Below are 23775 nucleotides of genomic sequence, written 5' to 3'. Positions count from 1 at the left end.
GGCATCAGGCGGCGCGCCGCTCCTGAAGCTGCGCGAGCGAGGGCGCATCCGCGATCGGGCCATAAAGCGCCAGCGCCGCCGGCGCGCGGCCCGCGATCATCTCGGCAAAGGCACGCACATCGCCCGTTGTAACGGAATCGATCCGCTGGATGGTATCTTCAAGCGACGGCACCTTGTCCCAGATCTGCACCAGCCGGGCCAGACGCTCGGCGCGGTTCGATGGGCTTTCCAGCCCCATCAGCATCCCCGCCTTCATCTGCGCCCTTGCGCGCGCCACTTCCTCGGCGCTGATGTCGCTGGCCGCGCGTTTCATCTCGTCGATGGTGATACCGGCCAGTTCACCGATCTGCGCGGCGCTCGTCCCGGCATAGATCGTCACCGTGCCGGTATCCGCATAGGCACCGGTCTGCGCGAATATCGTATAGCAAAGCCCCCGCCGCTCGCGGACTTCCTGGAACAGGCGCGAGGACATGCCGCCCCCCAGCGCGCTTGAATAGATCTGCGAGACGTAAATCGCATCGTCCCGGTAGCCGGGGCTTTCCAGCGCCAGCGCGAAATGCGCCTGCTCAAGCGTTTTTTCGCGGCGCACTTCGCCACCGGTGAACTTCGCTTGCGAAACCGGCAGGGTCGGGCTCGGCGCGAGGTGGCCAAACAGCTCTTCGGCCGCCTTGACCAGCGCATCGTGATCGACCGCCCCTGCCGCCGACAGGATCATCTGGCCGGGGCCATAATGCTCGCCCACGAAACGCGACAGGTCATCACGGGAAAAAGAACTCACGCGCTCAGACGGACCAAGGATGGTGCGGCCCAGCGGCTGATCGCGATAGCTTTCTTCCTGCAACCAGTCGAAAATCACGTCATCCGGCGTATCCGCCGCCTGCCCGATCTCCTGCAGGATCACGCCGCGTTCGACTTCGATCTCATTCGGGTCGAATACCGGGTTCAGCAGGATGTCGGAAATCACGTCCAGTGCCAGCGGCACGTCGTTCTTGAGCACCCGCGCGTAATAGGCTGTCACCTCGCGCGAGGTATAGGCGTTGATGTAACCGCCCACATCCTCGATTGCCTCGGCGATCTGTAGCGAGCTGCGCTTTTTCGTGCCCTTGAAGGCCATGTGTTCAAGAAAATGCGCAATCCCGTTCTGTTCGATCCGTTCGTGCCGTCCGCCGGCATTTACCCAGATTCCGATGGCCGCGGATTGCAGGCCCGGCATGAATTCAGAGACGATCCGAAAGCCATTGGCCAGTTGGTCTTGTTGAACAGTCACGCGCGGATGTTTCCCTTGATATGGTCCTTGAGCGCCGCGAGATCGTTGGCGATCCGGGTCACCCGTTCCGACCTCTCATACAGATCAGCCATCGCGGGGGGAAGAGGCGGATGTATACCTGTCGCTGCCTCGACCGCGTCCGGAAACTTGGCCGGATGGGCGGTGGCCAGCGTGATCATCGGCACATCGGCCGCGCGTTGCTCTTCGGCTACCTTCACACCAACGGCGGTATGCGGGCAGATCAGCTCGGCACTTTTCTTCAGCGTCTCGGCGATGGTAGCGCTGGTTTCTTCCTCGCTCGCCCGCCCCGAGACAAAGGTTTCGGCGAGGAATTCCATCGCGCCCTGACTCACGTCGAAGCCGCCCTGTTTCAGCTCGTCCATGAGCTGCGCCACGGCCTTGCCGTCGCGCCCGTAGGCATCGAACAGCGCGCGTTCGAAATTGGACGAGACCTGGATATCCATCGAAGGGCTGATCGACGGATGGGTCGGCCCCTTGTGATAGCCCTGCCCCGACAGGCAGCGGTGCAGAATGTCGTTCTGGTTTGTCGCGACCACCAGCTTGTCGATGGGCAGCCCCATCTGCTTGGCGATGTAACCGGCGAAAATGTCGCCGAAATTGCCGGTCGGGACTGTAAAGCTCACCTTACGCTCCGGCGCGCCCAGGCTGACAGCGGAGGAAAAGTAATAGACCACCTGCGCCAGCACTCGCGCCCAGTTGATCGAGTTCACGGCGGCGAGCTTCACCCCGTCGCGGAAATCGTCATCGGCGAACATGTCCTTGAGCGCGGCCTGGCAATCATCGAAATCGCCATCTACCGCCAGCGCATGCACGTTGTCTTCCGAAGGCGTGGTCATCTGGCGGCGCTGAACCTCGGAGACGCGGCCATGCGGGTAAAGGATAAAGACATCGACATTATCAAGCCCCCGGAATGCCTCAATTGCCGCAGAGCCGGTGTCCCCCGAGGTCGCACCGACGATAGTCACCCGATCGCCGCGCCGCGCCAGCGCGGCCTGAAACAGCTGACCGATCAGCTGCATCGCGAAATCCTTGAAGGCCAGCGTGGGGCCGTGAAAAAGTTCGAGTAGAAAGTGGTTCTGATCAAGCTGCACCAACGGCGCACGCGCCACGTGACCGAACCCGGCATCGGCGCGGTCGATGATCGCGCGGAATTCGTCATCGGTGAACGTGTCACCGATAAAAGGGCGCATCACGCGAAAGGCGATTTCGTCATAGCCAAGCCCGTTCAGCGCGGCGATGTCCTCGCGGCTCATCTGCGGGATGGTCTCGGGCACGTAAAGCCCGCCGTCACGGGCAAGCCCGGTCAGCATGGTGTCTTCAAAGCTCAGCGCGGGCGCGGTGCCGCGGGTCGAGATATACTGCATGTCTCTCATTCGGTTTTTCGGGCGCGCGGGCGCCTTATGAAGAAGACGGTCATCGCTACCCAGATCAGGGCCAGCGAAAACCAGGTGATCGCGTATTGCAAGTGGTCATTCGGGATATTGGCCGTCCCGATTGGCATCGGATCAAGCCCCTGATCGGTCTGCGTGCGGGCCACCAGAAGAACCGGCTCGGTATCCAGCGTACGCGCCATTGCGGACACATCACGGGCAAACCAGATGTTGTCTTCGATCTCCGGCTCAGGCGTGAAACGGTCGCGTTCCTGCGGCCAGTGCAGGTTGCCGGTGATCTCGAATGGCCCAAGCGCGCGGGGCGCGTCCTTGGCTGTCTGCCGGACAAAACCGCGATCGATCATGATCCGGCGGCCGGTGTCGGTCACGAAAGGCGCGATCACGCGATAACCGGCACCGATATTCTTTTGCGACACCAGCACATGCACTTCGCCCGGCAGAATCGTCCCAGCAGCGGTGACGGCGAGATAGGTATCGGTTTCCGGATCGGGGTCGGCCGGCAAGGCCACCGGTTGCTCATCGATACGGGCATCGATCTCGGCAAGGATGCCCTGTTTCCATTCCAGCCGCTGAAGCTGCCAGACACCCAGCCAGACAAGGATGGCCGTGCCGACAAGGCCGAAGGTTAACAGGAACAGCAGACGCGGCATCGGAACAGAACCACCTGGACAAGAAGAAGGCGCGCAAACCATGTTGCGCGCCTTGCGTGATACGGGCTGTGCGCGGGATTTTGAACCCGCAATCGACAGCTTACATGCCGGAGGTGCCCCAGATGTAGACTGCGAAGAACAGGAAGAGCCAGACAACGTCGACAAAGTGCCAGTACCATGCGGCGGCTTCGAAACCGACGTGCTGCTCGGGCGTGAAATCGCCCTTCATCGCGCGCAGAAGGCAGACGAAGAGGAAGATCGTACCGATGATCACGTGAAAGCCGTGAAAGCCGGTGGCCATGAAGAAGTTCGAGTAGAACTGGTCGCCGCCGAATTCCCAGCCCTCATGGGCGAGAAGTTCGTAATATTCAAAGGCCTGCAGCGCAGTAAACAAAATGCCGAAGACGATGCCGATGGCGAGGCCGTTGACCAGCGCCTTGCGGTCATTGTTGTGAACCAGCGCGTGGTGCGCCCAGGTAACGGCACAGCCGGACAGCAGCAGCAGAAGCGTGTTGATCAGCGGCAGGTGGAACGGGTCGACCGCGTGGATGACTGGCGGGACGTACTGCGTGCCAACATATTCCGACATCGGGTAGATGGCGTGCTTGAAGAAGGACCAGAACCATGCCGCAAAGAACATGACCTCGGACATGATGAACAGGATAAAGCCATAGCGCAGGCCAATCCGGACAACCGGGGTGTGATCGCCAACGTGGCTTTCCTTTACGACCTCGGACCACCATCCGAACATGGTGTAGAGAACGGCAACCAGCCCGCCCCAGAACAGAAACGGCGTGCTGCCGTGCATCCAGAGCACCGAGCCGAACAGCATGGCAAAGGCGCCGACCGAGCCGATGAACGGGTAGACCGAAGGGCTAAGGATATGAAAGTCGTGGTTTTTTACATGCGCCATTAGAGTTGTCCCTCACCTTGCGGCATTAATTCAGGTTAGTTTCTTGGGCCTGGTCCAGGGCGGCATAGCCCTCGGGCAGGTCGGTTTCGTAGAACGTATAGCTCAGCGTGATCGAATTGACATGCTTGGCATCGATATCGTCGACCATCTCGGGATCGACATAGAAGGTCACCGGCATCTGCACGGTTTCGCCCGGCTGGAGCACCTGCTCGGTAAAGCAGAAACATTCGATCTTGGTGAAATAGCCGCCAGCCTCATAAGGGAAGACGTTATAGACGGCAGAGCCCGCGATGGGCCGGTCGGTCGGGTTGTGAGCCTCGTAAAAGGCCAGCCCCGTCTCGCCGATCTTGATTTCCATCGTGCGTTCGACCGGCTTGAAGGTCCAGTCCATATCCGGATCGATCGAGGCGTCAAAGCGGATCTTGATGGTCTGGTCCAGAACGTGATCTGCGCCCGCCTCGGTCACGTTGGGCACGCCGCCAAAGCCGGTGACCTTGCAGAACCAGCTGTAAAACGGGACCGACGCCCATGCGAGACCGCCCATCAGGACGACCGTGCCGACCGTGGTTGCAACCGTTTTGCCGGGACCGGAAAGAGCCATCAGTTCATCTCCTCGACCTTGGGAACCTGGAAATCGCCACTGGTCACCTTGACCACGGTCAGACCAAAGACGATGCCGATAAAGGCGACAAGCAGCAACGCGACCCCAAGGTTGCGGCCCATGCGGCGCTTGTGGATTTCATGCGTGACGCGAATGCTCATGCCCAGCCTCCAAGGCCCCAGGGCTTGAGCAGCGCCTCGGCCAAAATCGCACCGAAATGCAGGAAAAGATAGAGGAGCGACAGGCGGAAGAACTTGCGCTCGACCGCGAAATTGTCGGCCTCGCTGTCGTTTTCGTCGCGACGCCAGATGCGCAGGGCACCCAGCAGGAACAGCGCGTTCAGCACGACGGCAACGACAAGGTAGATCGGACCGCCAATGCTGGTGAACCCGGCGCCAATGGCCAGCACGGCCAGCAGGACGGTATAGACAAGAATATGAACACGGGTCGCGCGGCGACCGTGGGTCACGGTCAGCATCGGCACGCCGGCATCGTCGTAATCCGAGCGCATGAACAGGGCCAGCGCCCAGAAATGCGGCGGTGTCCACATGAAGATAAGCGCGACCATCAGCCAGGGTTCGACCGCCATGGAACCGGTCACCGCGACCCAGCCCACCAGCGGCGGGAAGGCACCGGCAAGACCGCCGATCACGATGTTCTGCGGCGTCGCCCGCTTGAGCCACATGGAATAGACGACCACGTAGAAAAAGATCGTAAAGGCCAGCAACGCGCCTGCGAGGATATTCGTCGCCAGCGCCAGCATCACCACCGAAAAGCCCGAGAGGGTCAGACCGAGCGCCAGCGCCTCACCGCGTTCGACACGGCCACCGGGAATCGGGCGCTTGCGGGTCCGGCGCATGATCGCGTCGATATCAGCGTCCCACCACATGTTCAGCGCACCTGCGGCCCCCCCGCCAACAGCGATGAACAGCACGGCACAGAAACCGATCATCGGATGCACCGGCATCGGCGCAGCCAGAAGGCCGACCAGCGCGGTAAAGACGACAAGCGTCATGACACGGGGCTTGAGCAACGCGAAATAATCGCCGAATTGGGCCTCGCCCAGATCTGCCTGTGTATTGATGCTTGCGTCAGTCATGCCTGGCCTTGAAACGGGGGCTACCCCCCTGCTGAGTCACTGTGGTTTCGTAAGTTCAGGGCAGGAGACCCGCCCTGCCCTGACATTTGGTACAAGGTGACGGGGCGACCCGCCCCGTCCTGCAATCAATCGGCCATCGCCACGTCGTAACCGGCGGGCTTGCCTGCGTACATTTCGATCGCGCCTTCGAGCCACGCGTCATATTCTTCCTGGCTCACGACCTTGACGGTGATCGGCATATAGGCGTGGTCCTTGCCGCAAAGCTCCGAGCACTGGCCGAAATAGACGCCTTCGCGATCCGCTTCGAACCACAGTTCGGCAAGGCGGCCCGGAACGCCGTCCTGCTTTACGCCAAAGGCCGGGATGGTCCAGGAATGGATCACGTCGGATGCGGTCACCTGAACAACGATGGTCTTGCCGACGGGAACAACGACGGCGGTATCGGTGGCCAGCAGGTATTCGTCCTGGCTATAGCCTGCCTCTTCAAGACCGTCGCGCTGCAGCATGAAGCTATCGAAGCCGAATTCGTTATCCACATATTCATAGCTCCAGTACCACTGGTTGCCGGTCGCCTTGATGGTGATGTCGCCCTCTGGGATTTCCTGCTGTTCGAACAGAACCGGAAGGGAAAACGCGCCAATCAGCACGAGGATGAACACCGGGATGATCGTCCATGCGATTTCCAGCGGCGTGTTGTGGGTAAAAGACGCCGGGTTCGGGTTGGCGCGACGGTTGAAGCGCACAATCGCGAAGATCAGCAGCGCGGTCACGAACACCACGATCAGCGTGATGATGATGAGCAGCAGGTGATCGAGCCCCTGCTGGTCGCGCGCCAGATCAGTCACCGGGGTCTGGAAGTTCACGCCGCCCTGATGCGGCCGCCCAACGATCTCAAGCCCGTCCTGTGCAAGAGCCGGCAGGGCGGAAAGGACCGTCATCAGCCCCGAGAGTGTGAATACATTTTTCATGTCAGTTCCTGATCGTTTGATCGCGTTCTTATTGCTGGCGGCCGGTCGCGAACTGGTCCCGCGCATCCGCCCGTTGTATTTGCTGCATGTTAAAACCATATTCTGTCAGACAGATAAAGAGACCTGCTTGCGTCAAACGGACGCTTTTTTACAAACGGCCCCCTCCTGAAAGGCAAATACCTATGTCCGATGCCCCATTTCGCCCTTTTGAAAGCGCATTTCCGCGGGATGCCGCGCTGAAACAGCTCCAAGAGGCGACGGATGGCGCGGACGACGGAGAGCTGTTTGTCGAGCGCCGCCGCTCGGAATCGCTGGCTTTCGACGACGGGCGGCTGGTGAATGCCAGCTATGACGCCGCCGAGGGATTCGGTCTGCGCGCGGTCCGTGGAGAAGTCGCGGGCTATGCCCACTCCACCGAGCTTTCGATGTCGGCGCTGCGCCGCGCCTCGGAAACCGCGCGGCTCGCTGTCGGCGATGGCGGCGGTGCGCTTGCCGATGCGCCGCTGCCGACGAATCGCCGTCTCTATACGGATGAAGACCCGATCTCCGGCGTGTCCTTCCCGGTAAAGGTTGAAACGCTGCGCGAGATAGATGCCTTTGCGCGCGATCTTGATCCGCGCGTGGTGCAGGTATCGGCGATGCTCGGCGCGTCCCTGCAAGAGGTTGAAATCCTGCGCCCCGATGGCGTGCAGGTGCGCGATGTGCGTCCGATGACCCGGCTCAACGTCTCGGTAATCGTCGAATCGAACGGCCGCCGGGAAACCGGATCGGCGGGCGGTGGCGGGCGTGTCGGTCTGGACGGGCTGATCGATCCGCGGGACTGGCAGGCCAAGGCGCGCGAGGCGCTGCGCATCGCGCTGGTCAATCTCGAAGCGGTCCCCGCCCCGGCGGGCGTGATGGAAGTGGTGCTTGGCCCAGGCTGGCCCGGCATCCTGCTGCACGAGGCGATCGGCCACGGGCTGGAAGGCGATTTCAACCGCAAGGGCACCAGTGCTTTTGCCGGGCTTATGGGCCAGCAGGTTGCGGCCAAGGGCGTGACCGTGCTTGACGACGGGACGATTCCCGACCGGCGCGGCTCGATCACCGTCGATGACGAAGGCACGCCGTCGCGTCGCAACGTGTTGATCGAGCACGGCATCCTTGTCGGTTTCATGCAAGACCGGCAGAACGCCCGGCTTATGGGCGTCGAGCCAACCGGTAACGGTCGGCGCGAGAGCTATGCGCATAAACCCATGCCGCGCATGACGAATACTTACATGATGGGCGGTGATGCCGACCCCGCTGATCTTGTCGCCGAAATGAAGGATGGCATCTACGCAGTTGGATTCGGCGGCGGTCAGGTCGACATCACCAACGGCAAGTTCGTGTTTTCCTGCACCGAGGCCTATCGCGTGATCGACGGCAAGGTGGGCGCACCGGTCAAGGGCGCCACGCTGATTGGCGACGGTGCGACCTCGCTGAAACACATCCGCGCGCTTGGCAATGACATGGCGCTTGACCCCGGTATGGGCAATTGCGGCAAGGACGGGCAATGGGTGCCGGTGGGCGTCGGCCAGCCGACCGTGCTCATGGATGGTCTGACGGTTGGCGGATCTGCGGCCGGCTGACCGAGTCCTGACAGGGCGAGTCGCCGACGGCCCTCGCGCTGGCATTTCTTGCTTAAGAAAGGCCTTACAAAATAGCGCTGCCAGTCGGAATAATTTTCGGAAGAAGAGCGAAAAATCGGCGGCACTTTACGAGCTGTTAACCACTTTGACGCTAGCTTGATGGGGCAATCAGGCGGAGTTACGGATGACCGAGGAAAGTTTTTCTTCCACTCACCCCCCACTCCCACCCACCACGGAAGAAGATCGGTACTCGTGGCTTCGTCTGTTGCGCTCTCGCAGGGTCGGTGTGTCAACGTTCTACCGGCTCCTGTCAGAGCATGGCACGGCGCAGAATGCCCTTGCCGCGTTGCCTGAAGTGGCACGCGCTGCCGGTGTGGACGGATATGAAATATGCCCAGCCGGCGTAATAGATGGTGAACTCAGGGCGGCAAGGGCTGTCAAAGCGCGGCTTTTGTGCCTTGGGTCACCTGATTACCCTCCCGAACTCGCCACCATAGAAGATGCCCCGCCCCTGCTCTGGGCCATCGGGGACATATCGCTGCTGCATCAGCCCGCCATCGGTATGGTCGGCGCGCGCAATGCCTCCTCGCTTGGCACGCGCATGGCCCGTGCCCTTGCCCGCGATCTGGGGGAGCAGGGCTTTGTCGTCGCCTCCGGGCTGGCGCGTGGTATTGATGCGGCGGCGCATCTGGCGGCGCTGCCCACCGGTACGATTGCCGTCATGGCAGGCGGGGTCGATGCGATCTATCCACCCGAAAACGCCGCGCTGGCCCATGACATCGCCGCCAAGGGCCTGCGGATATCGGAACAGCCGATGGGTCAGACGCCCATGTCGCGCCATTTCCCGCCACGAAACCGCATCATCTCAGGCCTGTCGCGGGCCGTCGTCGTGATCGAGGCAGCAATGAAATCCGGCAGCCTGATCACCGCGCGCGACGCGCTGGATCAGGGCCGCGATGTACTGGCGGTGCCGGGCCATCCCTTCGATGCGCGTGCCGCAGGCTGCAATATGCTGATCCGGGACGGGGCCACGCTGGTGCGCAATGCAGAGGATGTGCTGAATGCGCTGTCACCGCGCCGCGCCCCGATCCAGGCCGACCTGCTCGATGACATCCCTCCGCCCCCGCCGGAACGCCGCAGCCTGCGCGAAACCGCCGCGCTGCACAGCCAGATCCTCGACCGGCTCGGCCCCGCGCCGCTGGCCGAGGACCAGCTTATCCGCGATCTCGCCCTCGGGCCGAATATCGTGGCCCCGGCGCTGGTCGATCTGGAGATAGACGGCAAGATCGAACGTCACTCTGGCGGTCTGCTCGCCCGGGCACGCTGATTTCGCTCGCTCAACCTCATTGCGACCCTGCGCCAGTGCCTGCAACACGTGCATCCGGCAGACCAAAGCAACGTCAGATTGACGCGCCGTTTGCAGACGCATTGACATTACACCCTTGCACCCCACATGTTGCGCCGTCATAGAGCAGCCCCGCATCCGCATATGAGGTAAAGCGTTAAATGCCTGTAGTCGTTGTAGAATCTCCGGCCAAAGCGAAGACAATCAATAAGTATCTTGGCCCCGGATACACGGTTCTGGCCTCCTACGGGCATGTGCGGGACCTGCCGCCAAAGGATGGATCGGTCGACCCCGAACACGATTTCGAGATGAAATGGGAAGTCGCGTCGGACAGCAAGAAACACATGAAAGCCATTGCCGACGCACTGGCCGAAGATGGCGAACTGATCCTCGCGACCGACCCCGATCGCGAGGGCGAGGCGATCAGCTGGCACCTGCAGGAGGCGCTGACCAAACGCCGGTCGATCAAGAAGGATACACCGGTCAGCCGCGTGACCTTCAACGCGATCACCAAGGATGCGGTCGCTCAGGCTATGGCCAACCCGCGCCAGGTCGACATGCCGCTGGTCGAGGCCTATCTCGCCCGCCGCGCGCTCGACTACCTTGTGGGCTTCAATCTCTCGCCCGTGCTCTGGCGCAAGCTGCCCGGCGCGAAATCGGCGGGGCGTGTACAATCGGTCTGCCTGCGCCTGATCGTCGAACGCGAGATGGAGATCGAGGCGTTCAATGCCCGCGAATACTGGTCGGTCAAGGCCATGCTCGCCACGCCGCGCGGTCAGGAATACGAAGCCCGGCTGACGGTGCTCGCCGGTAAAAAGCTCGAACGCTACGATATCGAGAATGAAACGCAGGCCGAACTGGCGGTTCAAGCGATCAACAGCCGCAACCTTACCGTGCAATCGGTCGAGGCGAAACCGGCCACGCGCAATCCTTCCGCGCCGTTCATGACCTCGACCCTGCAACAGGAAGCCAGCCGCAAATTCGGCATGGGCGCGCGCCAGACCATGAGCACGGCGCAGCGCCTCTACGAGGCCGGACACATTACTTATATGCGGACGGACGGCATCGACATGGCGCCCGAAGCGGTAACTGCCGCGCGCGACGCGATCCAAAGCCGCTATGGCAAGGAATATGTGCCCGGCAGCCCGCGCATCTACAAGAACAAGGCGAAGAACGCGCAGGAAGCCCACGAATGTATCCGCCCGACCGACATGGCGGCGGATGCGGAATCGCTCAACCTGCGCGAACCCGACCAGCGCAAGCTTTACGACCTGATCTGGAAACGGACACTGGCCTGCCAGATGGAATCGGCGCGGCTTGAACGCACCACGGTCGATATCGGCAGCAAGGATGAACAGGTCCAGCTGCGCGCGACCGGTCAGGTCCTGCTATTTGACGGTTTTCTCAAGGTCTACGAGGAAGGCCGCGACGATTCGGTTGTCGATGACGATGACAAGCGCCTGCCGCAGATCAGCCAGGACGAAAAGGCCGACAAGCGCTCGGTCACGCCCGAACAGCATTTCACCCAGCCCCCGCCCCGCTATACCGAGGCGACTCTGGTCAAGAAGATGGAAGAGCTCGGCATCGGGCGTCCGTCGACCTATGCCAGCATCGTCACCACGATCCAGGACCGCGAATATGTCCGCAAGGACAAAAACCGACTGATTCCCGAGGACAAGGGGCGGCTGGTGATCGCCTTCCTGCAGAACTATTTCCGCCGATACGTCGGATATGATTTCACCGCCGGGCTCGAGGATGAGCTTGACCACGTGAGCGCCGGTGACGCCGATTACAAAGCCGTGCTGGCAAGGTTCTGGCGCGATTTCTCGGCGGCGATTGCCGAAACCAGCGAATTGCGCATCACGGATGTTCTGGAAAAGATCAACGAGGTGCTCGAGCCGCACCTGTTCCCGCCCACCGAGGATGGCAGTGATCCGCGGCTTTGCCCGAATTGCGGTGAAGGACGGCTTTCGATGCGCACGGCCCGGTCAGGCGGCGCATTTATCGGGTGTTCCAACTACCCCGAATGCCGCTATACCCGTGCATTCGGCCCGCCGGGTGCCGAGGACGACGGAGCGATTCCGCCCGATGGCAAGCTGCTGGGCACCGATCAGGGTGACGAAATCCGCGTCTTCAAGGGACGGTTCGGCCCCTATGTGCAGCGTGGCCCGGTCACCGAAGAGAACAAGAAACCGCCGCGCCAGTCCGTGCCCAAGGAATGGCCTGCCGAAGAGCTTGACCTTGAACGCGCCGTGAAACTGCTGAGCTTGCCGCGTGAGATCGGCCCCCATCCCGAGGACGGGATCATGGTCTGGTCGAACATCGGACGCTACGGCCCCTATATCAAACACGCGCCCAGCACCTCTGACCGGGGCGGCACCAACGCCAATCTCGAAAGCCTCGAGGAAGTGTTCACCGTGGGCATGAACCGCGCTGTCCAGCTTTTGGCTGAAAAGGTCGCAAGCCGGGGCGGACGCGGGGCCGCCGCCAAGACCCTGCGCGAGATCGGCGAACACCCTGATGCGGGCGGCCAGATCAGCATCATGGAAGGTAAATACGGGCCTTACGTGAAATGGGAAAAGATCAACGCCACTTTGCCCAAAGAGGTCGAACCGGATGCGGTCACGATGGAAATGGCCGTCGAACTGATCGCGGAGAAGGCGGCGAAGTCGGGCAAGAAAGCCCCGGCCAAGAAAAAAGCCGCCGCCAAGAAAGCCCCGGCCAAGAAGGCGGCGGCGAAAAAGACCACCGCGAAAAAGAAAGCGCCTGCGAAGAAGGCAGCAGGCGACGACTGACGCTTCATCGGGCGCGGCCCTGCGGGGCCGTGCCGTCGCGCGCTGTCGCAACCGGCGCGCGCCCGGCTTCACGCCAATCGCGTTGACTCTCTTCTTCCCCAGGGTCACATAAAGACAGACGCAGAAACTCGGGGATTTTCATGAAAAAGATATACGATTCCGCCGCCGAAGCGCTGGATGGCATATTGTTCGACGGCATGCTGATCGCGGCCGGCGGCTTTGGCCTTTGCGGCATTCCGGAGCTGCTGATCGACGCGATCAAGGAAGCGGGCACCAAGAATCTGACAGTTGCATCGAACAACGCGGGCGTTGACGATTTCGGCCTTGGCGTGCTGCTTCAGACCAAGCAGGTCAAGAAGATGATGTCGTCCTACGTGGGTGAAAACGCCGAATTCATGCGCCAATACCTGAGCGGCGAGCTCGAGCTGGAATTCAACCCGCAGGGCACGCTGGCCGAGCGCATGCGTGCCGGCGGCAGCGGCATCCCCGGGTTTTATACCAAAACCGGCGTCGGGACGCAGATTGCCGAGGGCAAAGAGGTAAAGCAGTTCCACGGCGAGGATTACATCCTCGAGGAAGGTATCTTTGCCGATCTCTCGATCGTGAAAGCGTGGAAAGCCGATGACACAGGCAACCTAGTTTTCCGCAAGACCGCGCGCAATTTCAACCCGCCCGCGGCCATGTGCGGCAAGATCTGCGTGGCAGAGGTCGAGGAAATCGTACCGCGCGGCTCGCTCGACCCGGATCACATCCATTTGCCGGGCATCTACGTGCACCGCCTGATCCAGGGCGAGCATGAGAAGCGGATCGAAAAAGTGACAACCCGCGCGAAGGAGGACGCATAATGCCCTGGGATCGCAATCAGATGGCCGCGCGCGCGGCGGAAGAACTTGAAGACGGCATGTATGTGAACCTTGGCATCGGCATTCCGACACTGGTGGCCAATTACGTGGGCGACAAGGATATCACCCTGCAGTCCGAAAACGGCATGCTGGGCATGGGCCCCTTTCCTTTCGAGGGCGAGGAAGACCCCGACCTGATCAACGCGGGCAAGCAGACGATCACAGAATTGTCGCGCACCTCGTATTTCGACAGCGCGATGTCCTTTGGCATGATCCGTGGCGGCAAGATCGCAGCGGCGATCCTCGGCGCGATGGAAGTGGCCGAGAATGGCGACCTCGCCAACTGGATGATCCCGGGAAAGCTGGTCAAGGGCATGGGCGGCGCGATGGACCTCGTCGCAGGCGTTGGCCGGGTGGTCGTAGTGATGGATCACCAGAACAAGGCCGGTGAATCTAAAGTGTTGAAGGAATGCACCTTGCCGCTGACCGGCAAGGGCGTGGTTGACCGCATCATCACCAACCTCGGCGTGCTGGACGTGGTCGAGGGCGGTTTGAAGATCGTCGAATGTGCGGAGGGTGTCACCGAAGAAGAACTGCGCAACGCCACCGAGGCGACCATCGTCTGATCGGTTTCCGTATTGAGGCAAAGGCCGGGCGGTTGCGTCCGGCCTTTTTCGTTTCCGGCTCAGAGCACAAGAATTTAAGAAATTCTTTGCAAATTTTCGATTAGAAATTTAGCGCTTTGAACGTCAGTCAGTTCATTGTCACAAAGACGCAGCCGTCCGATATCAGTTCAGGCGGTGTCTGGCAGAGCGCGCTTGCGACCTGAAACGCTGCAAGCACCTTGGGCACGTAATCGCGGGTTTCGGCATAGGGCGGAACACCCTTGTGGGATTTCACCGCCCCCTCGCCCGCATTATACCCGGCCAGCACGAGGATCGGATCACTGCCAAACTCCCCCATCAGCCAGTCGAGATATTTCACACCGCCTGAAATGCTCTGATCCGGCGCCAACCGGTCTTTGACGCCAAAGCGCGTAGCAGTATCCGGCATCAGCTGCATCAGCCCCGCCGCCCCAGCCGTACTGAGCGCATCTGTACGTCCCGAGGATTCAACGGCGATCACGGCAAGGACCAGTGCCGGTGAAACCTTGGTGCCGACGGTGCTCTTCAGAATCGGAATGCCCTGTGACTTCGCGATATCCTGCATCGCCTGAAGCCGCGGGGCCGCGACCTTGCCGGAACTGCTCAGCACGCTGAGCGCGGGGGCAAGCCGGCCCGGACCGCTGCCGGACATATCCGGCGAGACCGCATCCCAAAACCAGTCGTAGCGACCGAAGGAGGCCTGCCTGCCCGGCGCGTCGGGATTTGAATCGACAGTCGGGAGAGGTTCGACGGGAAACGCGGGCCGCGCTGCCAGCACGGCGGCCTGTTCTGCCGGGTCGATCTGCACCGTGATGCGTTTGCGCGCCACATTCGGCGCGTTAGCCGTGCGCGCACCGGGCGCGGTCACGCGCTTGGCAGAAAACTCGGGAAATGGCGCGGGCGTATCACCCCGACCGGGAATCGGGCTTGCCAGCGCCAGGCCCATCAGGCCGAAAGCGAGCGCGCGAAAGGTCATGACTTGCCTCACAATTTTCATTTTTTCCACAAGTCTTGCCAAGCGGTGGGCGGATTGCCAGCTTTTCGGAAACGATTCATAATATTCGCTTTGATTTGACACCGAAATGCATCGCCCCCTAGGGTCAAGGGCGTGGTACATTCCAATAATTCCATTTTCTTTTCAATAACTTGATGTTCCCGTAGGGCAATAACCGGGCTTTGCGGCCAAAATTCCCGGATTATGCCCAACTATTGCCATGGCCGAACGCGATAAGCTCTTCATCCCGGTCGAGAATTTTCTGCTCGACTGAATATGTACCATCTTTTCTGTTGATCCTATGGAGGGACCAAAATGAACAAGTTTCTAAACAAATTCCGCAAAGACGAAGACGGCGCCGTTACGGTGGACTGGGTCGTTCTGACCGCAGCCGTCGTTGCCCTGGCGGGCGCCGCCTACACTTCGATCTCCTCGGGCACCACTAGCCTGACCGAAAGCACCGGCTCCTTTATCTCCGGCAAGAGCCCGAGCGGCAGCGGCGGCGAAAGCGAAGCCGAGTAATCTTTCCCCGCGATCTCTCCGATCGTTTGAACCGCGTCCTCTTTCAGAGGGCGCGGTTCTCTTTTGTCCGCCAGAATTTATTCTTTGATCAAAACGACTTCGTGCCGACTCTGCGGATAAGGAGAGTCGCTCTTCCACTCGGCTTGGTTTCTGGCAGCCGGGCAACTGCCGGTCTTTGAGAAAACACAGACATAGTATGAACACATTCGCCCAGCCATCCCCAATCCGGGCGGTGGTCGCATCCATAAATTCAAGGGCTTACAGAATGTCCCTCAAAATCTAACAACTCCGCCGTAAGCGGCGCAAAAAACGAAAATTGATGCCAAATTGCTGCCCCAATCCAACGACTATACTCATTCTAGGCCACGGGATCCGGGTTTGGCAATTTTGCCCCCAACCGGCAAGCGCGGTCTGTATCGCCAGTATATGATCCTATGGAGGGACCAAATATGAACAAGTTTCTAAACAAATTCCGGAAAGACGAAGACGGTGCCGTTACGGTGGACTGGGTCGTTTTGACCGCAGCCGTCGTTGCCTTGGCAGGCGCCGCGTATACCTCAATCAGCTCGGGCACCACAAGCCTGACCGAGAGCACCGGCTCCTTCATCTCCGGCAAAAGCCCGAGCGGCAGCGGCGGCGAAAGCGAAGCCGAATAATCTCTTGCCCGGACAGGCGGTCGTCGTCGCTACGCTTCTCGACAGCGACCCCTGTCCGCCAACGCTTGCGCAACCTGCGAGGACATAATGAAAAATCGCATAGTAAAATTTCTCGGGGGCGAGAGCGGCGCTGTCACAGTGGATTGGGTGGTCCTAACAGCAGCAGTCGTCGGTCTGGCCGGACTTGCCTTTACGTCGATCCAAACCGCGACAGGAGGTCTCGGCAGCAGCACCGGCGCCAGCCTGTCCGGGACAGAAGTCGGAGAGTAATTCTCCAAACTTTTTGAATTTTTCTTCACGTATGACCCGCCGGAACTTCACCGGCGGGTCATTTCGTTTCCCTGATTTGGCCACATTGAAGTTTTAACTTGGCCAGCAACTTGGAACGGCAAATCTCCGGCTCCCCCGCGTGGGGCGGGAATTCTAGAGAGGTACGGAAATGCGTGCGGTGTTTGGACTGGTCCTGATTGTCGGTGTCGCCCTAGCAGGCGGTGCGGTCATGATGGCGAAGAATTACATTACAGCATATCAGAACGAGCTGGCCCGCGAGCGGTCGCAGCGGCAGCCCGCCGTGCCAACAGTCGAGGTCATTGTTGCAGACCGCCCGCTACGCTACGGCGAATCCCTGACACGGGAATCGGTCCGTGCCGTGACCTGGCCACAGAATGCTGTCCCCAAAGGCACGTTCGTCAGCATGGACACCCTGTTCCCCCCCGAGGAGTCGGACGTGCGTGTCGTCCTGCGCGCGATGGAAAAGGACGAGGCCATCATGAAGGTCAAGGTAACCGAGCCGGGACAGGATGCGGGTCTGACTTCGCAGCTTGAACGCGGCATGCGTGCCTTTGCTATCAAGGTCGACGTAGCCACCGGTGTTTCGGGCTTTCTGCGCCCCGGCGACCGGGTCGATGTATACTGGACGGGCAGCCTGCGTTCGGCCGGCGGACGTGGCGAGATTACCCGTCTGATCCAGACCGCTGTCAAATTAATCGCGGTGGACCAGACCGCAAGCGAAGATATCAACTCTGCAACAATCGCGCGAACCGTCACCGTATCCGTCAGCCCCGAACAGGTCGCGGCCCTTGCTCAGGCACAGACAACCGGGCGTCTGTCCCTGTCGCTTGTTGGTGCCGATGACGACACCGTTGCCTCTGTCATCGAAGTGGACCAGCGCTCGCTCCTTGGTCTTGGCGAAATCGAAGCCGCCCCCGAAGCGCCAAAGGAACAGGTCTGCACGATCCGGCAGCGCCGCGGCGCCGAAGTGGTTAACATTCCGATCCCCTGCACAAACTGATGATTACAGGGCAGATTTTCTGATGAGGGCGGTGCCGGTGGCGCCGCCCTCTTTATATTGTTGCTCTTTCTCCACATACAAAACGATCCGGAAACCTTTGATTCTTGCAATAAAAACGCATTCGACGCAGACTAGCGGAAATATCGGGCAAAAAGACCCGCATAATGAGGCGTGATCGGAGAGGCAGGTCACATGACATTGAGAAGCACATTGACGACAGCCCTGCTGGGGCTGGCTCTTGCGTTTGGGCCTGCCGGACAGGCAGCCCTGGCCGAGACGCTGACCGTCGTGAAAACAGGAACTGCACGTTCCCTCGAAGTCCCCATGAACCGGGCCATCGTGGTTGAAAGCGACGTTCCCTTTGCCGAACTCAGTATTGCGAACCCGGGCATTGCGGATATCTCTTCGCTCTCGGACCGAACCATCTATCTGCTGGGCAAGACGCCCGGGATGACCACGCTTACCCTGTTGGATGCGGCCGGTCGGCTGATCACCAACGTGGATGTGCGGGTGTCGGCGGACGTGACCGAATTCAAGGAAAGGTTGCGCCAGATCCTTCCCGGCGAACAGATCGAAGTGCGCACGGCGAATGACGGCATCGTCCTGTCGGGCGTCGTGTCGAGTTCGCAAAGCCTGCAACGCGCGCTGGATCTTGCCCAGCGCTACGCGCCCGAGCGCGTTTCAAACCTGATGAGCGTCGGTGGCGTGCAGCAGGTCATGCTCAAGGTCCGTTTCGCGGAAATGCAGCGCAATGTATCCAAATCGCTCAGCAGTTCGCTTGGCCTGAACGGCAGCATCTTTGGTGGCGACACCGGGTTGAACGGCGGTACCGGTACGGTGAACAACCAGCCGGGCCTGACGAATGCACTGACTGGCAATATCCCGGCTGTGAACGAGAACACCGGTGCGGTCCTGTTCGGCTTTAACGCCGGTTCGGTGCAGGTTGGCCTTTTGATCGAGGCGCTGGAGCAGAAAGGCGTGGTACGCACGCTGGCCGAGCCAAACCTCACCGCGCTGTCCGGGCAAGAGGCGAAATTCCTTGCCGGTGGCGAGTACCCGGTGCCGGTGGCACAGGAACAAGGCCAGATTTCGGTCGAATTCAAACCCTTCGGTATAGAACTGAACTTTACCCCCCGCGTCGTTGCAAAGGATGTCATCAATCTTGAAATGATGGCCGCCGTTTCGGCAATCGACCCGAGCAACAGCGTTACCTTCAACGGGTTTCAGGTCGATGCGTTCAGCCGCCGCGAAACCTCGACCACCGTCGAAATGCGTGACGGCGAAAGCTTTGCAATTGCCGGTCTGATTCAGGATGATTTTGTCGATAACGTCGGCCAGTTGCCCTGGCTTGGCGATGTGCCAGTACTTGGCACCCTGTTCCGCAGCTCGTCCTACCAGCGCAACCAGACGGAACTGGTCATCATCATCACAGCCCATCTCGTCACACCGACACGGGGCGAGGCCTTTGCCCTGCCCACAGACCGTGTCCGCCCGCCGAGCGAAACCGACCTTTTCCTTGGTGGCAAGGTTGCCCAAAAGACCCGCACCACTGGTGCCGTGGGCGAAGTGGCCAAGCAGGATTTCAGCGGCTCTTACGGCTACGTTCTTGACTGATCGGAGGGATCGTCACATGCGCAAGATCATATCGGTTGCCGGAATCGCCCTCGCCCTCGCCGCCTGCGAGAAAGAGGCGGGGCACGAACTGGACCTGAACAGTTTCGGCAATGCCACCAACAACAACCAGTTGGTGATGCGCGGCGAACTCGATTACGCGATCAGCCTTGGCAACCGCTTTGCCAGCGAAGTGCCGACGACGATCACCTTTGCCTTTGACAGCGCGGTTCTCGATTCCGCGGCCCGCGCCACCTTGGACCGGCAGGCCAACTGGATCCGACAGTTCCCCGAAGTGCGATTCAAGGTTTTTGGCCATACCGACAAGGTCGGCTCTTCCGCCTATAACCGGGAGCTTGGACAACGGCGCGCCAACGCGGTGGTGAACTACTTTGCCCAGCGCGGCATCAGCCGCGGACGGCTTGAAGCACTGGTTTCCTTTGGCGAAACGCGCCCACTGATCGACACGCCCGCGCGTGAGCGCCAGAATCGCCGGACCGTCACCGAGGTTTCCGGTTTTGTGAAGCGGCACCCCACGGTGCTCGACGGCAAATACGCACAGATCATTTATCGTGAATACGTTCAAAGCGCCGTGCCAAGAACGAACACGACAGTGACGACCGGCATCAACGAGTAACAATCGCGCCCGTCAGGGCCGCATCGTCGCCCGCCTTCCAACAATTGGGTTTTTTTGGCCTAATTCTCGCCTAGATTACCGGGCACCCTCAAACCACTGGGCGACGTGTGTTTTCCGAATCCGCACGTTGGCAACATAGAACGACTGGGCAGCGAACCGCGTTTCACGCCCGCCGTTCCTGTGCGCCATAGCCCTTTGGAAGAGGATGAAGGGTAATGAGCAGCGAATCGTCGCAACCGGACGTAAATCCTATCGTCGCCTGCACGGTCAGTCGGGACGTGCAGAATTTCGACCTGCTGATTGAAGACATGGAAGCCGTCCTTGGCGAGAGATGGGGCGATCTCGGGTTTTCCGAAGCGCTTGCCTTTTTCAGCCAGCCCGAAGCGGCCGCTCTTGAATTCATCGCGCTTGCCATCGATGCGGATGATGAGGAAGACCTTGTCCTGATGGGTGAAATCATCACCCAGGCCAAATCCCGCAAGATCAACGTGATCCTCATTGCCGAGGACGTCACACCGGCCGCCCTGCACCAGCTGCTGCGCAAGGGGGCCGACGAATTCGTCCCCTACCCGCTTCCCGAAAGCGAACTGGCCGCTGCAATCGAACGGGTCCAGCAACCGGCCGCTCCGCAGGTCACCGATCATGCCACGGCCAATCTCTCCGCGACCGGCGCCAAGGAAGGTGCGGTTCTCGTGGCACATGGGCTTGCAGGGGGCTGCGGCGCAACGACGCTTGCAGTCAACCTTGCCTGGGAACTTGCCAATATCGACAAAAAGAAGCCGCCGAGCGTCTGCCTGCTTGATCTCGACCTGCAATATGGCGCGGTTTCCACCTATCTCGATCTACCCCGCCGCGAGGTCGTTTTCGAAATGCTCTCGGATACCGAAAGCCTTGATCACGACATGTTCGGACAGGCGCTTTTGAGCTTTGAGGACAAGATGCAGGTCCTGACGGCGCCCTCGGACATGGTGCCGCTTGACGTGCTTGGCACCGAGGACATCCAGCGCGTCATCGACATGGCGCGCGCGCACTTCGATTACGTGGTGATCGATCTGCCCTCGACGCTGGTTCACTGGACGGAAACCGTGCTTCAGGCGGCCCATGTCTATTTCGCGGTGATAGAGCTGGACATGCGCTCGGCCCAGAACGCCCTGCGCTTCAAGCGTGCGCTTCAGTCCGAAGACCTGCCGTTCAACAAGCTGCGGTTCGCACTGAACCGGGCACCGAAATTCACCGATCTGTCGGCCAAGAGCCGCGTGAAACGCATGGCGGAAAGCCTTGGGATCTCGATCGACCTGCAATTGCCCGATGGCGGCAAGCAGGTGCTTCAGGGGGCAGATCACGGGATGCCCCTCGCCGCGTCCGCAGGAAAAAACCCGCTGCGAAAAGAGATCCAGAAGCTGGCCCAGTCGATCCACGATCTGGGCCGAAGCGAAGCACAGGCCGCGTAACCTTTCAGGGCGTCTAGGACATGTTTTCAAAGTACAAGAAGACCAATGGAGCACCAGCTCCGAAGCAGATCCCAGCGGCAGCAAAGGTTGCCCAAGCAAGCCCCGCCGCCGCCTCCGAACCCGAGGCGCCCCAAAAGGCCGCGCCCGTCGCGATGCGGCGCAAGATCACCACGGCACCCGCCGCTGCCGCCAATGCCGACAAGGAACGCAAGCGCAAGGAGCGCATGGGCGAGATCAAGATCGAGATGCATCGATCACTTCTCGACAACCTGAACCTTGCCGCGCTTGAACATGCCTCGGAAAAGGAACTACGCGCCGAGATCGGCGCCATCGCGGGCGAGTTGCTTGATGAAAAGGGTATCGTTCTCAACCGCGAAGACAGACAGACCCTGAACAAGGAACTATACGACGAGGTCACCGGTCTTGGTCCGCTCGAGACCCTGCTTCAGGACGATACAGTCAACGATATTCTCGTGAACGGTCCGCAACAGGTTTTCGTGGAGCGAAACGGCAAGCTCGAGCTGTCGGATGTCACCTTCAAGGATGAACGTCACCTGCTACGGATCATCGACAAAATCGTTTCCGCCGTGGGTCGCCGGGTTGATGAATCCAACCCCTATGTGGACGCCCGCCTCGCCGACGGGTCGCGTTTTAACGCGATGGTTCCGCCCGTGGCCGTGGACGGGTCGCTGGTTTCGATCCGGAAATTCAAGAAAGACAAGCTGGGGATCGACGATCTTGTCAACTTCGGTGCCTTTACCGAGGAAATGGCGGCCTACCTGCAGGCCGCCGTAGCAACACGGCTGAACATCATCGTATCGGGCGGTACCGGGTCTGGTAAAACGACGACCCTGAACGCGCTATCAAGCTTTATCGACAACTCCGAACGCATCCTGACCATCGAGGATACGGCGGAACTTCAGCTACAACAGATCCACGTGGGCCGGATGGAAAGCCGCCCGCCCAACGTCGAAGGCAAGGGCGAGGTTTCCCCCCGCGACTGTCTCAAGAACGCGCTGCGGATGCGGCCCGACCGTATCATCGTCGGCGAAACCCGTGGCGAAGAAGTCATCGACATGCTGCAGGCCATGAACACCGGCCACGACGGCTCGATGACCACGATCCACGCCAACTCGGCCCGTGACGGGGTTTCGCGCCTGGAAAACATGATCGCGATGGCCGGGATCGAAATGCCCATGAAGGCGATGCGCTCGCAGATTTCCTCGGCTGTGAACCTGATCGTTCAGGCCAGCCGCCTGCAGGACGGCTCGCGCCGCATGACCTCGATCACCGAGATCACCGGCATGGAGGGCGATGTGATCTCCATGCAGGAAATCTTTAAATATCAGCGTGTTGGACTGACCCCCGACAACAAGATCATCGGTCATTTCACCGCGACCGGCGTGCGCTCCAACTTTTCGGAACGCTTCCGCATGTGGGGCTATGACCTGCCCGCCTCGATCTATGAACCCACCGTGATGGATCCCCGATAATGCAGATCACCGCAGAACCGATCATTTACGGGCTGATTTTCGTCGGCGTCCTCGCGCTGGTCGAAGGCCTCTACCTCGTCGCCTTCGGCAAATCGATCAGCCTCAACAGCCGTGTGAACCGACGCCTGGAAATGCTCGACAAGGGCACCGGGCGCGAAAAGGTGCTGGAACAGCTGCGCAAGGAAATGCAGCAGCACATGAAGTCGCGGTCCATTCCGCTCTATTCGCTGCTGGCGGACAGGGCGCAGAAGGCGGCGATTGCCTTTACACCGCGACAGCTTGTGCTCATCATGGTCGGCGTCGCGCTTTTTGCCTTTATGGGCCTGACGATCGGTACGCAGACCGAGGTTCCCGTGCGGATCCTCGCCTCGGTCGGTATCGGCGTCGGCGGCGTGTTCTTCTGGGTCAACAACAAGGCCAAGAAGCGCATGATGATGATCGAGGAACAGCTTCCCGATGCGGTGGAACTGATGGTGCGAAGCCTGCGTGTGGGGCACCCGTTTTCCTCGGCGATTACAATCGTTTCCAAGGAAATTCAGGACCCGCTGGCCACCGAGTTCGGCATCATCGCCGATGAGACCGCCTATGGGCGCGACGTGGGCGATGCGCTCAAGGAAATGGCCGAACGGCTCGACATGCAGGATTTGCGCTTTCTCGCCGTCGCGGTGACGATCCAGCAGCAATCGGGCGGTAACCTCGCCGAGATCCTCGCCGGTCTGGCCAAGGTGATCCGCGCCCGTTTCCGCCTGTTCCGGCGCGTCAAGGCGATCACCGCCGAGGCGAAATGGTCAGGCAAATTCCTGTCCGGTTTCCCGCTTGTCTGTCTCGCACTGATCATGGTCAACGACCCCGGCTATTACGACGACGTAATGGACCACCCCTATTTCATTCCCGCCTGTTTCGTCGTCGGTATCCTGCTTAGCCTGAACCTCGTCGTCATGCGCGTTCTGACCAACATCAAGGTGTAAGGAGCCCCG

The 23775-nt window shown here is 60.5% G+C and carries 23 protein-coding genes; 14 read left to right on the top strand and 9 right to left on the bottom strand.

The window, feature by feature from the left end; genetic code table 11:
• Window positions 1–4: 4 nt before the first annotated feature.
• From MF268_RS05065 to coxB, 8 genes are all read right to left on the bottom strand, one after another.
• Window positions 5–1267 carry a M16 family metallopeptidase gene (locus MF268_RS05065; RefSeq protein ID WP_238369812.1) on the bottom strand — a complete coding sequence of 421 codons (1263 nt, stop codon included), beginning with the start codon at window positions 1265–1267 and terminating at the stop codon, window positions 5–7.
• On the bottom strand, window positions 1264–2652 hold the full coding sequence (thrC, locus tag MF268_RS05060; RefSeq protein WP_238370207.1) for a threonine synthase: 1389 nt from the start codon (window positions 2650–2652) through the stop codon (window positions 1264–1266). Before thrC ends, MF268_RS05065 begins: the two co-directional genes overlap by 4 nt.
• 5 nt (window positions 2653–2657) lie before the next feature.
• Entirely contained in the window at window positions 2658–3329 is a 672-nt protein-coding gene (locus tag MF268_RS05055) for an SURF1 family protein (RefSeq protein WP_238369811.1), read from the bottom strand.
• 100 nt (window positions 3330–3429) lie between these two features.
• Entirely contained in the window at window positions 3430–4242 is an 813-nt protein-coding gene (locus MF268_RS05050; RefSeq protein ID WP_238369810.1) for a cytochrome c oxidase subunit 3, read from the bottom strand.
• A 25-nt stretch (window positions 4243–4267) separates the two neighbouring features.
• Window positions 4268–4843, bottom strand: a complete 576-nt coding sequence (locus tag MF268_RS05045; protein WP_238369809.1) for a cytochrome c oxidase assembly protein — start codon at window positions 4841–4843, stop codon at window positions 4268–4270.
• Window positions 4843–5004, bottom strand: coding sequence for a hypothetical protein (locus MF268_RS05040; protein ID WP_198952262.1), 162 nt, complete (start codon window positions 5002–5004; stop codon window positions 4843–4845). The genes MF268_RS05045 and MF268_RS05040 overlap by 1 nt, the downstream gene beginning before the upstream one ends.
• On the bottom strand, window positions 5001–5942 hold the full coding sequence (gene cyoE, locus MF268_RS05035; RefSeq protein WP_238369808.1) for a heme o synthase: 942 nt from the start codon (window positions 5940–5942) through the stop codon (window positions 5001–5003). The genes MF268_RS05040 and cyoE overlap by 4 nt, the downstream gene beginning before the upstream one ends.
• 125 nt (window positions 5943–6067) lie before the next feature.
• Window positions 6068–6910: a cytochrome c oxidase subunit II gene (coxB, locus tag MF268_RS05030; RefSeq protein ID WP_238369807.1), complete on the bottom strand. Its 843-nt coding sequence runs from the start codon at window positions 6908–6910 to the stop codon at window positions 6068–6070.
• A 182-nt stretch (window positions 6911–7092) separates the two neighbouring features.
• Between coxB and tldD the strand changes: the two genes are divergently transcribed.
• From tldD to MF268_RS05005, 5 genes are all read left to right on the top strand, one after another.
• The gene (tldD, locus tag MF268_RS05025) at window positions 7093–8517 is read left to right on the top strand and encodes a metalloprotease TldD (protein ID WP_238369806.1); all 1425 of its coding nucleotides are present in this window, start codon (window positions 7093–7095) and stop codon (window positions 8515–8517) included.
• A 184-nt stretch (window positions 8518–8701) separates the two neighbouring features.
• Window positions 8702–9844: a DNA-processing protein DprA gene (gene dprA / locus MF268_RS05020; RefSeq protein ID WP_238369805.1), complete on the top strand. Its 1143-nt coding sequence runs from the start codon at window positions 8702–8704 to the stop codon at window positions 9842–9844.
• 179 nt (window positions 9845–10023) lie between these two features.
• Entirely contained in the window at window positions 10024–12657 is a 2634-nt protein-coding gene (topA, locus tag MF268_RS05015) for a type I DNA topoisomerase (RefSeq protein ID WP_238369804.1), read from the top strand.
• Between the two features lie 140 nt (window positions 12658–12797).
• Complete coding sequence (locus MF268_RS05010) at window positions 12798–13502, top strand: CoA transferase subunit A (RefSeq protein ID WP_238369803.1); 705 nt, start codon at window positions 12798–12800, stop codon at window positions 13500–13502.
• Window positions 13502–14125, top strand: coding sequence for a 3-oxoacid CoA-transferase subunit B (locus tag MF268_RS05005; RefSeq protein WP_238369802.1), 624 nt, complete (start codon window positions 13502–13504; stop codon window positions 14123–14125). The genes MF268_RS05010 and MF268_RS05005 overlap by 1 nt, the downstream gene beginning before the upstream one ends.
• Window positions 14126–14252: 127 nt before the next feature.
• Here MF268_RS05005 and MF268_RS05000 read toward each other — a convergent pair whose 3' ends face one another.
• Entirely contained in the window at window positions 14253–15119 is an 867-nt protein-coding gene (locus tag MF268_RS05000) for a lytic transglycosylase domain-containing protein (protein ID WP_420485416.1), read from the bottom strand.
• 333 nt (window positions 15120–15452) lie between these two features.
• Between MF268_RS05000 and MF268_RS04995 the strand changes: the two genes are divergently transcribed.
• The 9 genes from MF268_RS04995 (at window position 15453) to MF268_RS04955 (ending at window position 23766) form a co-directional block, all read left to right on the top strand.
• The gene (locus MF268_RS04995) at window positions 15453–15659 is read left to right on the top strand and encodes a hypothetical protein (protein WP_238369801.1); all 207 of its coding nucleotides are present in this window, start codon (window positions 15453–15455) and stop codon (window positions 15657–15659) included.
• A 449-nt stretch (window positions 15660–16108) separates the two neighbouring features.
• The gene (locus tag MF268_RS04990) at window positions 16109–16315 is read left to right on the top strand and encodes a hypothetical protein (protein WP_238369801.1); all 207 of its coding nucleotides are present in this window, start codon (window positions 16109–16111) and stop codon (window positions 16313–16315) included.
• A gap of 87 nt (window positions 16316–16402) precedes the next feature.
• Entirely contained in the window at window positions 16403–16585 is a 183-nt protein-coding gene (locus MF268_RS04985; protein ID WP_238369800.1) for a hypothetical protein, read from the top strand.
• Window positions 16586–16754: 169 nt separating this feature from the next.
• Window positions 16755–17606 carry a Flp pilus assembly protein CpaB gene (gene cpaB, locus MF268_RS04980; RefSeq protein ID WP_238369799.1) on the top strand — a complete coding sequence of 284 codons (852 nt, stop codon included), beginning with the start codon at window positions 16755–16757 and terminating at the stop codon, window positions 17604–17606.
• A 192-nt stretch (window positions 17607–17798) separates the two neighbouring features.
• Window positions 17799–19220, top strand: coding sequence for a type II and III secretion system protein family protein (locus tag MF268_RS04975; RefSeq protein ID WP_238369798.1), 1422 nt, complete (start codon window positions 17799–17801; stop codon window positions 19218–19220).
• Between the two features lie 16 nt (window positions 19221–19236).
• On the top strand, window positions 19237–19854 hold the full coding sequence (locus MF268_RS04970) for an OmpA family protein (protein WP_238369797.1): 618 nt from the start codon (window positions 19237–19239) through the stop codon (window positions 19852–19854).
• Window positions 19855–20069: 215 nt separating this feature from the next.
• Window positions 20070–21305, top strand: coding sequence for a CpaE/TadZ family protein (locus tag MF268_RS04965; RefSeq protein ID WP_238369796.1), 1236 nt, complete (start codon window positions 20070–20072; stop codon window positions 21303–21305).
• A gap of 20 nt (window positions 21306–21325) precedes the next feature.
• Entirely contained in the window at window positions 21326–22798 is a 1473-nt protein-coding gene (locus MF268_RS04960; protein WP_238369795.1) for a TadA family conjugal transfer-associated ATPase, read from the top strand.
• Window positions 22798–23766, top strand: a complete 969-nt coding sequence (locus MF268_RS04955) for a type II secretion system F family protein (protein WP_238369794.1) — start codon at window positions 22798–22800, stop codon at window positions 23764–23766. The genes MF268_RS04960 and MF268_RS04955 overlap by 1 nt, the downstream gene beginning before the upstream one ends.
• Window positions 23767–23775: the final 9 nt, after the last annotated feature.

The organism is Heliomarina baculiformis, assembly GCF_019966545.1.
Lineage (GTDB): Bacteria > Pseudomonadota > Alphaproteobacteria > Rhodobacterales > Rhodobacteraceae > Heliomarina > Heliomarina baculiformis.
This window is presented reverse-complemented; position numbering and strand designations above follow the sequence as displayed.

Coding starts and splice junctions, on each gene's coding strand:
- MF268_RS05055 (WP_238369811.1), bottom strand. CDS start 3,329: ATGCCGCGTCTGCTGTTCCTGTTAACCTTCGGCCTTGTCGGCACGGCC.
- MF268_RS04975 (WP_238369798.1), top strand. CDS start 17,799: ATGACATTGAGAAGCACATTGACGACAGCCCTGCTGGGGCTGGCTCTT.
- MF268_RS05010 (WP_238369803.1), top strand. CDS start 12,798: ATGAAAAAGATATACGATTCCGCCGCCGAAGCGCTGGATGGCATATTG.
- cyoE (WP_238369808.1), bottom strand. CDS start 5,942: ATGACTGACGCAAGCATCAATACACAGGCAGATCTGGGCGAGGCCCAA.
- tldD (WP_238369806.1), top strand. CDS start 7,093: ATGTCCGATGCCCCATTTCGCCCTTTTGAAAGCGCATTTCCGCGGGAT.
- MF268_RS04965 (WP_238369796.1), top strand. CDS start 20,070: ATGAGCAGCGAATCGTCGCAACCGGACGTAAATCCTATCGTCGCCTGC.
- coxB (WP_238369807.1), bottom strand. CDS start 6,910: ATGAAAAATGTATTCACACTCTCGGGGCTGATGACGGTCCTTTCCGCC.
- MF268_RS04970 (WP_238369797.1), top strand. CDS start 19,237: ATGCGCAAGATCATATCGGTTGCCGGAATCGCCCTCGCCCTCGCCGCC.
- MF268_RS04960 (WP_238369795.1), top strand. CDS start 21,326: ATGTTTTCAAAGTACAAGAAGACCAATGGAGCACCAGCTCCGAAGCAG.
- MF268_RS05005 (WP_238369802.1), top strand. CDS start 13,502: ATGCCCTGGGATCGCAATCAGATGGCCGCGCGCGCGGCGGAAGAACTT.
- MF268_RS05040 (WP_198952262.1), bottom strand. CDS start 5,004: ATGAGCATTCGCGTCACGCATGAAATCCACAAGCGCCGCATGGGCCGC.
- MF268_RS04985 (WP_238369800.1), top strand. CDS start 16,403: ATGAAAAATCGCATAGTAAAATTTCTCGGGGGCGAGAGCGGCGCTGTC.
- MF268_RS04955 (WP_238369794.1), top strand. CDS start 22,798: ATGCAGATCACCGCAGAACCGATCATTTACGGGCTGATTTTCGTCGGC.
- topA (WP_238369804.1), top strand. CDS start 10,024: ATGCCTGTAGTCGTTGTAGAATCTCCGGCCAAAGCGAAGACAATCAAT.
- MF268_RS04995 (WP_238369801.1), top strand. CDS start 15,453: ATGAACAAGTTTCTAAACAAATTCCGCAAAGACGAAGACGGCGCCGTT.
- MF268_RS05000 (WP_420485416.1), bottom strand. CDS start 15,119: ATGACCTTTCGCGCGCTCGCTTTCGGCCTGATGGGCCTGGCGCTGGCA.
- thrC (WP_238370207.1), bottom strand. CDS start 2,652: ATGCAGTATATCTCGACCCGCGGCACCGCGCCCGCGCTGAGCTTTGAA.
- dprA (WP_238369805.1), top strand. CDS start 8,702: ATGACCGAGGAAAGTTTTTCTTCCACTCACCCCCCACTCCCACCCACC.
- MF268_RS05045 (WP_238369809.1), bottom strand. CDS start 4,843: ATGGCTCTTTCCGGTCCCGGCAAAACGGTTGCAACCACGGTCGGCACG.
- MF268_RS04990 (WP_238369801.1), top strand. CDS start 16,109: ATGAACAAGTTTCTAAACAAATTCCGGAAAGACGAAGACGGTGCCGTT.
- cpaB (WP_238369799.1), top strand. CDS start 16,755: ATGCGTGCGGTGTTTGGACTGGTCCTGATTGTCGGTGTCGCCCTAGCA.
- MF268_RS05050 (WP_238369810.1), bottom strand. CDS start 4,242: ATGGCGCATGTAAAAAACCACGACTTTCATATCCTTAGCCCTTCGGTC.